At 39.6% G+C, this 15020-nt stretch carries 11 protein-coding genes; 7 read left to right on the forward strand and 4 right to left on the reverse strand.

All coding sequences use genetic code 11. From position 1 onward, the window contains the following. Window positions 1–227 precede the first annotated feature (227 nt). The 4 genes from ACSVC9_RS00640 (at window position 228) to ACSVC9_RS00655 (ending at window position 5516) form a co-directional block, all read left to right on the forward strand. A complete protein-coding gene (locus ACSVC9_RS00640) occupies window positions 228–2609 on the forward strand; it encodes a metallophosphoesterase (protein WP_446898468.1) in 2382 nt (793 codons plus the stop codon). Between the two features lie 63 nt (window positions 2610–2672). Beyond that, window positions 2673–3824, forward strand: a complete 1152-nt coding sequence (locus tag ACSVC9_RS00645; protein WP_446898469.1) for a YibE/F family protein — start codon at window positions 2673–2675, stop codon at window positions 3822–3824. A gap of 9 nt (window positions 3825–3833) precedes the next feature. Further along, the gene (locus ACSVC9_RS00650; protein ID WP_446898470.1) at window positions 3834–4568 is read left to right on the forward strand and encodes a sortase domain-containing protein; all 735 of its coding nucleotides are present in this window, start codon (window positions 3834–3836) and stop codon (window positions 4566–4568) included. Window positions 4569–4601: 33 nt separating this feature from the next. Further along, window positions 4602–5516 carry a LysR family transcriptional regulator gene (locus ACSVC9_RS00655; protein ID WP_446898471.1) on the forward strand — a complete coding sequence of 305 codons (915 nt, stop codon included), beginning with the start codon at window positions 4602–4604 and terminating at the stop codon, window positions 5514–5516. Here the strand turns inward: ACSVC9_RS00655 and ACSVC9_RS00660 are convergent. Then, window positions 5508–6353, reverse strand: coding sequence for a 4Fe-4S binding protein (locus tag ACSVC9_RS00660; RefSeq protein ID WP_446898472.1), 846 nt, complete (start codon window positions 6351–6353; stop codon window positions 5508–5510). The genes ACSVC9_RS00655 and ACSVC9_RS00660 overlap by 9 nt on opposite strands. Before the next feature lie 192 nt (window positions 6354–6545). Between ACSVC9_RS00660 and ACSVC9_RS00665 the strand changes: the two genes are divergently transcribed. Continuing rightward, window positions 6546–7484 (forward strand): carbohydrate-binding protein, encoded by a 939-nt coding sequence (locus ACSVC9_RS00665; protein ID WP_446898473.1) that lies wholly within the window; start codon window positions 6546–6548, stop codon window positions 7482–7484. 49 nt (window positions 7485–7533) lie between these two features. Here the strand turns inward: ACSVC9_RS00665 and asnB are convergent, their stop codons facing one another. After that, window positions 7534–9375, reverse strand: coding sequence for an asparagine synthase (glutamine-hydrolyzing) (asnB, locus tag ACSVC9_RS00670; protein WP_446898474.1), 1842 nt, complete (start codon window positions 9373–9375; stop codon window positions 7534–7536). 236 nt (window positions 9376–9611) lie between these two features. Between asnB and ACSVC9_RS00675 the strand changes: the two genes are divergently transcribed. Continuing rightward, window positions 9612–10946: an MATE family efflux transporter gene (locus ACSVC9_RS00675; RefSeq protein WP_446899775.1), complete on the forward strand. Its 1335-nt coding sequence runs from the start codon at window positions 9612–9614 to the stop codon at window positions 10944–10946. Between the two features lie 76 nt (window positions 10947–11022). Continuing rightward, complete coding sequence (locus ACSVC9_RS00680) at window positions 11023–11880, forward strand: fused DSP-PTPase phosphatase/NAD kinase-like protein (protein ID WP_446898475.1); 858 nt, start codon at window positions 11023–11025, stop codon at window positions 11878–11880. Between the two features lie 22 nt (window positions 11881–11902). Here the strand turns inward: ACSVC9_RS00680 and ACSVC9_RS00685 are convergent, their stop codons facing one another. Beyond that, window positions 11903–13273, reverse strand: a complete 1371-nt coding sequence (locus ACSVC9_RS00685; protein ID WP_446898476.1) for an N-acyl-D-amino-acid deacylase family protein — start codon at window positions 13271–13273, stop codon at window positions 11903–11905. 68 nt (window positions 13274–13341) lie between these two features. Continuing rightward, entirely contained in the window at window positions 13342–14952 is a 1611-nt protein-coding gene (locus ACSVC9_RS00690; protein WP_446898477.1) for a GxGYxYP domain-containing protein, read from the reverse strand. Between the last annotated feature and the right edge of the window lie 68 nt (window positions 14953–15020).

The raw sequence follows: 15020 nt of genomic DNA on the forward strand, positions 1-15020 counted from the left end.
TATTTAATATCTCCTTTAACATCTCTATCCATATATATTTATTTCCATAAATTTTTTATATGACTTAAATGTCAACGTTTTACAATGTTAATAGTGTAAAAAGTATGTATTCCAATGTAAATATACCTTAACAATTATTCATAAATATTCATTTGTAATATATAATCTAAAATAACTGATGTAATACATACAGTAAAAAAATTATAATAATATGGGGGAATACAAAGATGCTAAGGAGAACAAAAAGAATGGCGGTTTTGCTATTAACTGCTACAATGTTGACATCTACAGGAATTACTACTATGGCTGCAGGCAATGATGGATGGACTGAAGCGACTCAGACAGATGCGGCAAAAAATGGTGCCTGGGATGCCTGGGTACAAAAATGGGAGGCAATAAAGAACAACCCTACGCAGATGTCACTTACACCAGGCAAGAATGCAACTGAACTGAATTTTGCCTGGTATTCCAAAGATGGTGAAGCCGATCCAAAATTGAAGATCGGTGAAAAACAGGATATGAGTGATGCGAAAGAAATTGCTGTAACCACAACCGATATTACAGAAGGTGCATCTAGTGCATATAGATATAGTAGGGCTACAGCTACAGGCTTAAAGGAAAATACAACTTATTATTACAGCTATACGGTAAGTGGAGAATGGACAGATCCAATTGTATACAAAACTCAGAGTACAGACAAATTTTCTTTCCTTGTGGTAGGAGATCCACAGATAGGTTCCTCAAGCGGCAATACTGCAACAGGTTCAACTGAAGAACAGGGTCAGGATGCTGCAGTAAGAAATGACAGCTTCAACTGGAATAATACTATAAATACCGCATTGTCACAAAATCAAAATGTAAGTTTTATGGTTTCAGTAGGAGACCAGATTCAAACTACAAAGGAAAAAGAGACAGATGATATGAAGCAGGATATTGTGGAGTATTCTGGATATTTAAGCCCGGAAGCACTAAAATCACTGCCTGTTGCCACTACTATAGGTAACCATGATTCAGACAGTGAAAATTACAAGCAGCACTTTAATAACCCTAATGCATCAGATAAGGGAACAACAGCAGCCGGTGGAGATTATTACTATTCATACGGCAATACGTTGTTCATTGATTTGAACACCAACAGTGAAAATTATGCGGAACATGAGCAGATAATCAAAGAGGCCATTTCTAAAAACCCAGATGCAAAATGGCGTGTGGTAACGCTCCATCATGACATATACGGACCTGGTGAACATTCCAATGAACCTGAAATAGTAAATAAAAGATATAATCTGGTTCCTATCTTTGAAGATAATAAAATAGATGTTGTTCTTACAGGACATGACCACACTTATTCAAGGTCATACATGTTAAAGGGCGGGGTTAAAGATGAATCCAAGATGATTGATGATGATACATTTGGAGACGAGTTTGATAAGGAATTGGCAGAACCACCAGAGGAAACAAGCCAGGAATACAAGGATTACCTGAAGAGTATCGAGGATCAGAAAGCAGTTCAGAAGGTTACTTTTGAAGGACAGGATACAGCAGTTGATCAGAAAAATTCTGAAGACCCTGATAATACTGAAGATTCAAAAACAATAGTAAATCCAACCGGTATATTGTACATGACTGCAGACTCCGCATCAGGAAGTAAATACTACGACCTGGTAAAAAATCAGCAGGCTTATGTAGCTGCAAGATGGCAGGAAGATGTTCCTACTTATTCTACTGTTTCTATTGATGATGCCAGTTTCACAATAAATACTTTCAGGACAGATACTGGAGCAAAAATTGACAATTCCTTTACCATCGTGAAATCTGAGGGCAGCAAAGCAACTTTTGATGAATTGAAGGATTTGATTTCCGAAGGAAATGAAAAAGCTGCTGATGCAGATAAATATACCAAAGCAAGCCTTGAAAAATTGGCAGAAGCTCTGAATGCTGCAAAAGCTGTTTCAGAGGAAGCTGGTGAAGAAGAAATTGCCGGGGCTTATGCAGACTTGAAAGATGCCATTGATGGTATTCAGACCAAAGGTGACAGGAAAGAACTTCAAACTGCAATAGATAGTGCAAAAGCTGAATTGGAAAAAGCAGTTGTAGGTACTAAAGAAGGCCAGTATCCTCAAGCAGCAAAAGACAAGCTCAATGCTGCAGTTAAAACAGCTGAAGCAGCTATTGCATCTGATGATGATTCCCAGGCAGCACTAGACAAAGCTACTGAAGCTTTAAATACTGAAATAGAAAACTTCAAAGACAGTGTCATAAAAGACGGTTCCGACGGCAGCTCCGACATAGAAGGACTTCAATCTGCAGCAGATGATGCAGATGCCCTGTTGAAAGATGCCGAGGAAAATAACAAGATAGGTACTGGAAAAAATCAGTATAAACAGGATAAAGCACAGGCACTTGAAGCTGCAATTGCAAAGGCCAAGGCTCTTTCAAAGGACAGTTCGCCGGATGATATTAAAAACGCACGTAAGGAGCTGGACAAGGCAGTGGAAAACTTCAAGGCAGGAGATGATTTTAAATTCTATCCTCTTGCTGTTCTTGCAGGACTTTCCGCAGCAGCACTGCTTTTCATAAACAGAAAGAGAAAATTATTTGTAAAGTAAAGTAGAAATTACAGGAGCATGTATGTGCTCCTGTGATTTTAATATGAACTGGAGGAACAGACTATGATTTCAAGATTATTTGGTGATAGAACCGCCAATATCAGGAGAGCAGTTATAGCAGTACTGGCATTGGGTTTTTTTGCATTTTTGTATTCCTTTAATCAGATAGACAAAGTACAGTTTTCCAACAAGGAAGGTGTGTCCTTTGACAAGGCTGTAGTTGAGGATATCATAAAGGACAATATACAGGAGGATGGCTCCCGTGTGGGAAGGCAGACAGTAAAAATAAAAATGCTGAGCGGCAGTTATAAGGGAAGAGTGTTAAATGCCACCAGTACTTCAGGATATCTTTACGGTGCCGATTGTGAAAAAGGAATGAAGGTCATTGTTTCACTGAGCGTATCCGGAGATAATTATGTGGCTACTGTGTACAGCTACAACAGGGGACCCGTTGTATATGCTTTTGTGGGGATTTTCGTTTTGATACTCTGGGCGATTGGCGGTAAAAAAGGTTTCAAGTCTGTGGTAGGGCTTGCATTTACATTTATTTGCATTGTATTTTTATTCATACCCATGATCTATAGGGGCTATTCTCCATTTCTGTCTGCAGTTGTTGTGGGGATACTGGTTACAATAGTTACAATGTATTTGATAGATGGCTTGACCATAAAATCAATATCAGCAGTGTTGGGTACTGTTGCAGGAGTGGTTATTGCAGGGGGTGCTGCTTCGGCATTTGGATATTTTGCGAAAATATCCGGATACAATGTGTCGGAAATAGAGGATCTGGTGGTCATATCCAGCAAAACCAATCTGAATATAGGCGGAATTTTATTTGCAGGAATACTCATAGCATCCCTGGGTGCAGTAATAGACGTCAGTATGTCCGTAGCATCTACAATAAATGAAATACATGAAAAAAATCCGGAGCTTGACTTCAAGGAACTGTTCATCTCTGGAATAAATGTTGGGAAGGATATGATGGGTACCATGTCGAATACACTTATACTGGCATTTACAGGCGGTTCCATAAATACTCTGCTCTTGATATATGCCTACAATATGAAGTACAATCAGGTTATCAACATGTATTCTGTGGGAATAGAGATTATGCAGGGGGTATCAGGAAGCATCGGAGTTATTTTGACAGTACCGATAGTGTCTTTTATAACCTGCAGACTGCTTACCGGCAGAGGGGTAAAAAAGTTTATATAAAGGTGAATTATGAAAAAAAATATAAAAATTGCGGTAAATATAATTTTAGCTGTAGTAATTGTATTTTGTGTAGTTAAGATAGGCTACAGGTGTATGGGCTACTACAGGGATATAAAAAGCTATTTTGAAATTCAGGCGTTGAAGCCAAAGCTTGAATCCAACACTAGAATAAATCCGGCAGAAGAAAAATTGAAAAAGATTAATCCGGATTATAAATTCTGGATAAGTATTCCCGATACTGATATAGGATATTTTGGTATCAATATTCCTGACACTGATATAAGTTATCCTGTTGTCCAGAGAAAGGACAATAAATTTTATCTGAGCAATAATTTTTACAGGGAGAAAAGTGTATCGGGAAGTATATTCGTTGAAAATAATGATAAACATGATGCAGATATGATAATTTACGGGCACAATATGAAAAGTGCTACCATGTTTAGTAAAATAAATAATTTCAAAAAAGAAGAAAATTTTAAAGATGGAACTATAAAAATCATAAAGGACAACAGGGAATATACATATGAAGTCTTTTCTGTATTTGTGGTGGATGAAAAGAAGAATGAACTCAGAACCAATTTTGCTTCAGATGAAGAGTACATGAAATATATAAATTTCTTAAAGCAGAGATCCATGTACCATAAAGATATTAAAAATAACGACTTTAAAAAGATATTGACACTTTATACCTGCAGTTATGAATTTGATGGAGCAAGGACTATAGTATGTGCGGTACTTAAATAAAAATTGTAGTAGAATATTATAGAGGTGATAATATTGCTGGATATCAGATTGCTTACATTCATAACTGTTGCAAATACAAAAAGCTATACTAAATCGGCACAAATATTGAATATAACCCAGCCCGGTGTATCACAGCACATTAAATTCCTTGAAGAGGAATATGGAGTCCGCCTTGTCAGGAAGTATGGAAGGATATTTGAGCTGACGGAGGAGGGGGTAGTGCTCTTTAAATATGCCCAGCGGATAGAGGCCTTGTATAGGGCACTTGATATGAAATTGAAAAACAAATCCGGAATTGTTAAAACATATAACCTTGGCGCAAGCATGACCATTGGAGGATATATACTTCCTACAGTACTGGCAGATTACAAGAAGATACATCCCAATATCAATATTCTACTCCAGGTAAACAATACGGAGGAGATTCTGGAAAAGCTTATAAGCGGCAAAATCGATTTTGCACTTGTGGAAGGCTCTTTTGACAGAAAAAAATTCAAATTCAAGAAGTTAAAAAATGACGAACTGGTTCTGGCAGTATCTCCTGAACATGATTTTTCAAAGGTGAACTTTGTAGACATAGAGGATATTCTATCGGGGAATCTTATATTGAGAGAAAAGGGTTCGGGGACAAGAGAGATATTCGAAGACAAGATAATTGAGCTTGGATATAGACTTGAGGATATGAATGGATATATGGAGATAGGAAGTATAAGCGCAATTAAACTGCTGATAGAGGCAAATTTGGGATATTCCATTATCTCAAGAGAAACGATCAAGAGAGAACTTGCACAGGAAACTATAAAAGAGGTTGCCATAAAGGATATACGCATATTCAGGGAGTTTAATTTTGTATATTTCAGGATGGACGAATTCGTAAATTCCTTCATAAAATTTTGCCTTCATAACATGAATTGCAGCCAGGACAGTGAGGGCGGGGATTTATATTAAATCCCGCTCCACGTTTTGCCAGCCGATTCTCTCTATCATATTGCCGATTCTTTCACCTTTGTTTCCGTTCTTTTCATAGTAGTCAAGTATTTTCCCCGTTATATCTTCAATTTCATCAGGTGAGAAAAGACCTTTGAGCCTGTTTCCTATCCGGTATTTCCTACCAAATTTTCCTCCTACAAATACTGAAATTCCGCCTTTTTCAAGGGTCATGGCGTTGAATTTGCATGCCTTTATACATTCGCCGCATCGGGAGCATTTATTTTCATCTCTTATAATTTCTCCATTTGATTTTTCTATAGCATGTGATCTACAAACTGATATGCACATACCGCATTTCCTGCACATTTCCTCATTGAATTTCGGTATGCTTTGTCCCATAAATCCTATGTCATTTAGGGAAGCTTTGGCGCAGTTGTTTGGACATCCGACAATTCCAATCTTAACTTTTGAAGGAAGTTCTCTTGCAAAATATTTGTCATGCAGTTTTTCTGCTATGCCCTGTGTATCTATTAGTCCATGTGGACATACAGTGCCCTTACAGGCTAGGATAGGACGTACTTTTTTACCGGTTCCTCCTGATTCAAGGCCGTGTTTTACCATATAGTCTTTCACTTCATCTATATATTCTTCACTGATCCATGGGATTTCTACCGATAGACGTGTTGTAAAACCTATATATCCTCTACCGTATTTATCTGCAATTTCCATAATACATTTCATTTTGTCAGATGATATTTTCCCGGCTGCGGCGATGATTCTTAGAGAAAAGAACTTGTCCTCTTTCTGATTTATAAAGCCTTCCAGTTTCAATTGTGCCAGCTTGTTTTTATTCATGATTTATTCCCCCAATCTTATTTGTCTTCTACTGTAATGGTACCAAAAGGGGATCAAAAATAGAAATTATAATATTTTATACTGGTATAACCAAAATTTATATATTGCATCCTTTGTAACATTTTTTCAATTGCATTCATAGAATATAATTGGTGGTATTTAAGCAGGAACAAGAAAATAAGGAGGTTCCTAATGCACAATAATACATTTTTGAATTGTTCGTACTGTATTAATCAAGCTTTTTGTCCATTTTTAAATGGAAATATGAGAAGCTATATGAATTTTGCTCCGAGAAGTGTGGTTGTTCTGCCAGTTCCGGCAGGAAGATGGAGCAGATGGGAAAATCTTGGGGGAAATTTGACTTCAGCACCGGCAGTATCCTCCTGGGCAGCAAACAGGCTGGATGTATTCGTACGTGGTACTGACAACGCACTATGGCACAAATGGTGGAATGGATCAAGGTGGAGCGACTGGGAAAGCCTGGGTGGAACACTTACTTCAGCACCGGCAGCCGTTTCCTGGGGAAACAACAGAATCGATGTATTTGCACGTGGTACTGACAACGCACTCTGGCATATCTGGTGGGATGGATCAAGGTGGAGCAGCTGGGAAAGCCTGGGTGGAATGCTTACTTCAGCACCGGCAGTATCCTCCTGGGGACCAAACAGACTGGATGTATTTGTGCGTGGTACTGACAACGCACTATGGCACAAATGGTGGAATGGATCAAGGTGGAGTGACTGGGAGAGCCTGGGTGGAAATCTTACCTCGGCACCGGCAGCCGTTTCCTGGGGGAACAACAGAATTGACGTATTTGCACGGGGACAGGGCAATCGACTGTATCATCTGTGGTGGAACGGGTCAAGATGGAGCAGCTGGGAGGATCTTGGCGGAAGGCTGACTTCAGGACCTGCAGTTTCCTCTAGAAGGTCAAATAGACTTGAAGTATTTGCAAGAGGCTTGAACAATCAGCTGATTACCATGTCCTGGGATGGAAGCAGGTGGAGCAACTGGTGGAGTATAGGTGGAAACATAACATCAGAACCTGCTGCAGTATCCTGGGGACCAAACAGAACAGACGTATTTGCAAGAAGAAGCGGTAATTCGCTGGGCCATATTTACAGAAACTAGAAATAAAAAAACAGCAGTATCCATTTTGAAGTGGATACTGCTGTTTTTATCAGAATTCTATTTTTACATTGTACTCCTTGAGCCATATATTTACTTCAATTAAATAGGCAAGAAGCTGCGGACCTCTCATCAGTTGTCCGAACCAGGGAGCCTTGAAGGATGAGCCGCCTGTATCTATAAGTGTCTTGACAGCCTTCTTGTCAATTAGATCCAGTATAGGTGAAGTCTTGTCGGCCATTATACGGCGCATCCATTTCTGGACGTATTTTGTATATTCGGGATTGTGGGTTTTTGGATAAGGGCTTTTTTTGCGTTCAACTATTTCCTCCGGCAAAATTCCTTTAAGGGCCTTCCTGAGAAGCCCTTTTTCCCTTCCCTTGTAGAACTTTATTTCTGAGGGTATGTTGAAGGCATACTCTACAAGCCTGTAGTCTGCAAAGGGAACTCTTGCTTCAAGGCTGTTTGCCATGCTCATGCGGTCCTTCCTTGTAAGCAGTGTTATCATGAACCACTTTATATTGAGGTAGAACAGCTCCCTCATTCTTGCTTCCGCCCTTGATTCCCCGTCAAGATGGGGTACCTGCTTTAAAGTGCCTTCGTACTGTTCATTCAGGTATCCTTCAAGGTCGAGTTTTTTTAATTCATCCGATAGTATTTCCTTTCTTGAATTTATGGATTTCGACCAGGGAAAAGTGTGGGCATTTATATCCTCTGGTCTTCTGTACCACGGATATCCTCCAAAAATCTCGTCGGCACATTCACCGGAAAGCACGACGGTGTTTTCTTTCCTGATCTCCTTGAAGAAAAGATAGAAGGAGGAATCTATGTCGGCCATTCCCGGAAGGTCACCGGCTATTACTGCATCATAAAGTGCATCTGCAAGATCCTTGTTGTCATTTATAATTCCATGATGCCTGCTGCCTATATAATTTGACATCTTAAGGGCCCATATCCTGTCCGGTGTAGGCTCGAAGGAATTTGCCTTGAAGTACTTGTCATTGTCCTTATAGTCAATAGAATAGGTGTCCAGGGTTCTTCCCTGTTTTTTGAATTCTGAAGCTGCAACTGCAGATATGGTGCTTGAATCAAGTCCTCCTGATAGAAGACAGCACACTGGAACATCTGCTACAAGCTGCCTTTTTATGGCATCCAGAAGTAGAGCTTTTACGTGCTCTGCTGTGGTTTCCACATCTTCTGTGTGAAGCCTGCACTGAGGTTTCCAGTATTCTTTCAGCTTTATTCCATCCGGTGTATACATAAGATAATTGGCAGGAGCCACTTCCTTTATGTCCTTGAACACACCGCTTCCAAGGGCTCTTGCAGGACCAAGTGCAAATACCTCTGTCAGGCCCTGTCTGTCTATTACGGGTTCCACAAAAGGATGGGCAAGAATTGTCTTGATTTCTGAGCCGAATATGAGGGAGCCATTTTTTACGGTGTAAAAAAGAGGCTTTACTCCAAGAGGATCTCTTGCCATAAACAGGCTGTTCCTGTCTTCATCCCATATGGCAAAGGCATATATGCCGTTTATATGTTTAAGACAGTCCGGTCCCCAGTGAATGTAACTTGTGAGAAGCACCTCCGTATCTGAATAGGAATCAAAATCGTATCCTTCACCCCTGAGTGTTTTTCTTAAATCATCAGTGTTGTAGAGTTCTCCATTGTATACAATTATAAACTTTCTGTTGCCTCTACTCTTTGACATGGGCTGGGCGCCTCCGGAAGGATCCACAACTATGAGCCTTCTATGGCCTAGAAGCGCATTTTTAGAAAGATAGTATCCTTCATCATCCGGGCCTCTTTCCTTTAATGTATTTGTCATATTTATAATTACATCCCTGTTATGGGAGATATTTTTTTTCAAATCAATCCAGCCAGCAATTCCACACATACAAGTTACCTCCGAAAATATTAATATCTAAGCTAATTATAATTTATGATTCTAAAATATATATGTGCATAAAAGCAGAATATTATTAAGGATTTGATAAATTTGAGGTTAACAGTTTCAATTTGAAGTGATATCATAGGTATATGACTCTGAAAATAAATAGATAAAAGGGATGGATTGATAAATTGGGTTTAAGGCAAAAAAAATTTATAAGACAGGATGTATATAAACTGGCCATGCCTATTTTTGCTGAACAGCTTTTTGTGGCAACTCTTGGTATGGTCAATACGATGATGGCGGGGCATATAAGCAGGGAGGCCGTATCTGCCATAGGGATGATAGATTCCTTCAATTATATACTGATTGCATTTTTTTCTGCACTTGCAGTAGGAGGTACTGTAGTAGTTGCACAGTATATAGGACAGAAGAATAAAAAGATGGTAAATAACGCCATGAAGCAGTCACTTTATTCAGGAATGTTTATATCTGTTTTTATAACTTTAACTATATTTTTGTTCGAGAGACAGCTGATAAATGTTCTATACGGTGCTGCGGACAAGATAGTTATAGATTATGCCAGGGTTTACTTTAGAATAACCCTTGTTACATATCCAATGATAGCACTGGATCTAATAGCAAATGGGGTTTTAAGGGGAAGCGGAGATTCAAAAACCCCTATGAAAATAACCATGTTCATGAATGTACTCAATGTAATACTAGGATATATTTTCATATACGGGATAAATTTCAGATTTCTTGGATTCAACATCCATATGGCAAGTATGGGTGTAAAAGGGGCTGCACTTGGAATTGCAATAGCGAGGACAGTAGGGGGAATAACCGCATTTCTTGTACTCTTAAGGGGAACAAATTTACTTAAATTGACGGGAGTTTTTAAGTTCAAATTCGACATGAACATTATAAAGCCGATATTTGGTGTAGGGATTCCAGCCAGTGTGGAATCACTCATGTTCAATGGTGGGAAGCTTATTACGCAGGTATTCATCGTGGGAATGGGTACAACAGCCATAGCTGCAAATACAATAGGCAACTCCATAGCTACCATACTTGATATACCGGGACTTTCGATTGAAATTGTGGCCACTGCCCTTGTAGGCCAGTATATGGGAAGAGGAGACAGTGACGAGGCGGAAAGGTGTCTTTCCTACCTTTGTAAGATGTCCACGGTGCTTTTGATAATACTGTGCATTATTTCTGTTCCCATTGCAGGCTTGTGGGCATCTCTGTATACAAAAAATGTGGAAACTGTAAATCTCACGGCACTGCTCATCAGGACGAATGCACTCTGCATACCTATATGGTCAATTGCCTTTGTACTTCCTTCAGGACTCAAGGGTGCCGGAGATGCGAAATATACAATGGTTACAACTATTATAGGAATGTGGGCCTTCAGAATTGCAGCAGGATACATACTGGGTATAAGCCTCGGATTTGGACTTGTAGGGATATGGATGGGCATGTACATAGACTGGCTTGTACGTGGAATTCTATATTATGCAAGATTCAAAAAAGGAAAATGGAAAAATATTGTATTGATAAAAAGGCATTAAAATTTTAAATGCATAATTAATGGATTACTAAACAAAATATAATGGATACAAAAAATTTTGCGAGGTGATTTATTATATGAAAAAAAGACTGGGAATACTGGCATTTATCCTGTTATTCGTATCTCTCATAGGAGTTCCAAATGTTTATTCCAGAGAATTGTACAAACCAGGTAATGGCAGCAATTCTATAAATATCTCCATAGATTCCAGCAAAAAGGGAGAAATGCCCAAAAGATTCAGAAAAGATACAGAACTTAAATCTTCTGGAAGTGCACAATTTACTGGTGGAAATATTGACCTTATGAAAAAGGCAATAGACAGCGAAAACATAACTGTAGTAGATCTAAGACAGGAATCACACGGTTTTATAAATGACATGGCGGTGAGCTGGAAGCCAAAAGGCAGCAACAAGGCGAACAAGGGGCTTACAAAGCGGCAGGTAATAAAGGATGAAAAGAAAAAGCTGAAATCAATAGAACCAGGAAAACCGATCAAGGTGGAGGACAAAAAAATAATACCAACAAAAGTGCAGAGTGAAAAGGAGCTTGTAAAAGAGCATGGTATGGACTATATAAGAATACCTGTTACGGATACGGAAAAGCCAGAGGATGAAATGGTGGACTATTTTGTGGAAACTGTAAGGAAATTACCTGAAGATACGTGGCTGCATTTCCACTGCAAGGCTGGAATAGGAAGAACGACAACCTTTATGACGATGTATGACATAATGAAGAATGCAAAAAAGGACAGCCTTGAAGATATAATGGAAAGGCAGGTGCTTCTGGGAGGTAAGGATTTGCTTAGGCCTGAAGATGGCAAGGAGAGCGAATCACATAAAAGATCGGATCTCATAAGGAATTTTTATAAATATGCAAAATCAAACAATGACAACTTTGAAACCTCCTGGTCCCAGTGGCTGGAAGAGAACAGCTAATTCTAGAAAAAATACCCCGGAGTTATATATCCTCGGGGTATTTTATACTTCTGCCGGAAAGTACACTGTCAAGAACACATCCATTTTTTACGGCCACTCTGCCGTTTAGAATTACATAATCAATTCCGGAGGGCAGCCTGTCTGGCATTTCAAAATCCGACCTGTCGCATATTGTATCCGGATTGAATACTACAAGGTCTGCATCCGCACCCTCTCTTATTCTTCCCTTCTTTTTAAATCCAAGTATTCTTGCAGGAAGCAGTGAGGCTTTTTCCACTGCATCTATGAGAGACAGACGTTTCTCAATCTTTACCATCTTCCTGAAAAATCTTGGAAAGGTACCTGAATTCTGAGGATGACCTTCTTCCATATTTCCAGAAGGACTTGGCCCGGTATCGGAAGATGGAACCACGAAATCTGCACTTAGGGCATCGTATATTTCGCTTTCAACTCCAGTAAAGCATATTACAATTACATCCTCAAGATTTTTTCTCATCTCTCTATAGAGGGATTCTGTAAGGTACTGTCCCTTGTGCTTTCCTGAAGCTACAAGCATATTGCTGTATTTCCATCCGAACTTTTTTATATGGTCGGGATCATAAACGCTTGTATTCATTCCTGTTGCAAAATTGGTGTACATTCCGCTGTCAGCCCAAACGTCAATTCCCTTTTTTCTTGCATCTTCTATCATGCTGAGGGCAGGTGCCATTATACCGGTGCCATATTGATAGACGAGATGTGATATCTGAACCCTCACTCCTGTTATTTCTGAAATATCTATTGCTTCTTTTAAGGATTCCAGCTCCTTTGGTCCCGAAAGTCTTGTATGTATGGAAACAAGTCTTTTGTATTCAGATGCTACTTTGCTCAGTGCAATTACCTCTTCAAAGGAGGAACCGGGTGCGTACTCGAGGCCGAAAGAAACTCCGATGGCACCTTCTTGAAAAGCCGTTTTCAGAAGTCTTTTCATGGCTTCGATCTGACTGCCGGTAGAAGGTGAATATGGATCTTTTGCCTCTACTGCATTTCTTAAAAGGAATGAGTGGCCTACAAATTGTGCCTGATTTATGGGAAAACCTGTTTTATCCTGTCTTGAAAAGAAGTCTTTGAGATCCAGTATCCCACCGCCGCAGTTTCCACCTATGGTGGTAGTTACTCCCTGGGCCAGGGACAGCTTCCCGCATGCTGCATCTCCGTTTACGTGTGCATGAATATCTATAAATCCAGGACTTACTATACTGCCAGAGGCATCAACTGTATGTCTGCCGGATATTGGAGCATTTGTAACAGTACATATTTTGTCATTGCATATGCCTATATTCCCTTTTTCTATGATTCTTTTTTCAGGATCTGCAATGTATCCATTTTTTATTGCCATATCGTAGATACCCATATTTATTTCCTCCCTGTAACATCGCTACTTTGTTACCTTTAATATAACACACTGCGGATATTGTGTAACTATAAATTTCTTTGCAGGGTTTCCATGAAAATATCAGGGGCTACAATCTTTATTTTTGGATTTTTTTCAAGCTCCTTTTGAACCCTGTATACATTTTCAAGATTTTTGCTCCAGGCGTGCACATAAACCACGGTATAGGCATTTTCTTTTTTTGGATCTGTAAATCCTTTCTCAACATAATCGGTTATGTTTTTAACAAGTGAGCCTTCATCCTCTATTCCCGACCACAGTAGATTTCTGCAGGATGCAACAGGCTTTCCGTTGCTCCAGATTATCTTCCCCTTGTAGCTGTCCTGCCTGCTGTAGTCAAGATAGAAAAGTCCCTTTATATTGGATTTTCTCGTGTATCTGTCCCATATGTTCCGGTTGTAGAAGGATTTGTCATCAAGTATGCAGACATATTTTTGATCTGCCTTTTCCATATATTTGTCGAGTATGTTTATGTAGGAATCAAGAGCTTTCCTATGGAATCTGGAAGGATAAATATACCCCATTCCAGAGGGTGATACTATAAAATTGTCCCGAAAAGTTTTACTTGAGGCATTTTTGTAATACATGCCGAGTACTGTAGGTGCCATGTAGTAAAGGGAAGGGCTTATGGACCATCCCATGCTGAGCTTGCCCCTGTATTTTGAGCCATACCATTTCGGGGAGGAGAAGTTGCTTCCCAGATTCCACTGCTGGTTGTCACCGTCAGACATTATGAAGGTCACATAGTGGGCATTTTTCTTTGGCAGGTTCTCTTCAGCATCTTTTGCGGATTTCTGGCGCAGTGGGCAGGAGGGAAATGCACTCAGTACGGTCAGGTTGCAGGACCAGTCTGCAGGTATTGTAATAATATCATGCTTTGATGCAAGGGATATATTTTTGAATTCATCCGGACCCCAGCCAAGGCATATAGAATTTTCAGGCATGGAACCGAATATACTGTCTCTTAATCTGCTGCTGTCCTTCTCATCCTCATAAAATATAAGGGATTTTGTCATTATGGCATAATCCCTAAGGGCGGAGGATCTTTTGGGATTCAGCTGGATCACTGTGGAATGGTTGATACCTGAATTCCATAGCTTTCTGTAGCCCCAGTATTTGTCGGTATTTCTGCAGTCGCCTTGAAGCTTGGAAACCCCATGTTTTTTTACAGTTTCCTCCAGGGATTTGTCCACTGCTATGGAGTTTTTTAAGGCTGCCAGGGAGCAGGCATTGTTTATGGAAGGATCACCTGGCTTTTTACTGTCATACAGTACATATCCGCTTACAAGATGTTTGAATTTGTCAACAAGGCACCAGGGATCTTTTACAAATTCATATTCCACTCCATGGTTTTTCTTCAAATCCTCCAGCCATACTCTATAGGAGGGCTGGTTCCTGTTCAAGGTATATATCTGAAGCTTTGATTTTGATGCTATGCCCTGAAGTGTGGCTATCATTGTATTTTCTGCATCTGTCATGTTATTCTGTTCTATTACGTAGAGATGCTCCGGCCTTGTGGAATTTTTTATATACAGACATTTTTTATCTCCAGCTGCACTTGCAGGCGGGGCAAAATTTACAAATAAAATTAGACATATCAATATGGAAAGTATCCCGGTATGTGCCCTTTTCGAGTCCATGTTCAGCATGCCTCCTTCCTTGTAAATAGTATGTGTGAATTGCAGCAGAAATATTAACAAATAAAATG

It is taken from the genome of Clostridium sp. LBM24168 (assembly GCF_052953915.1).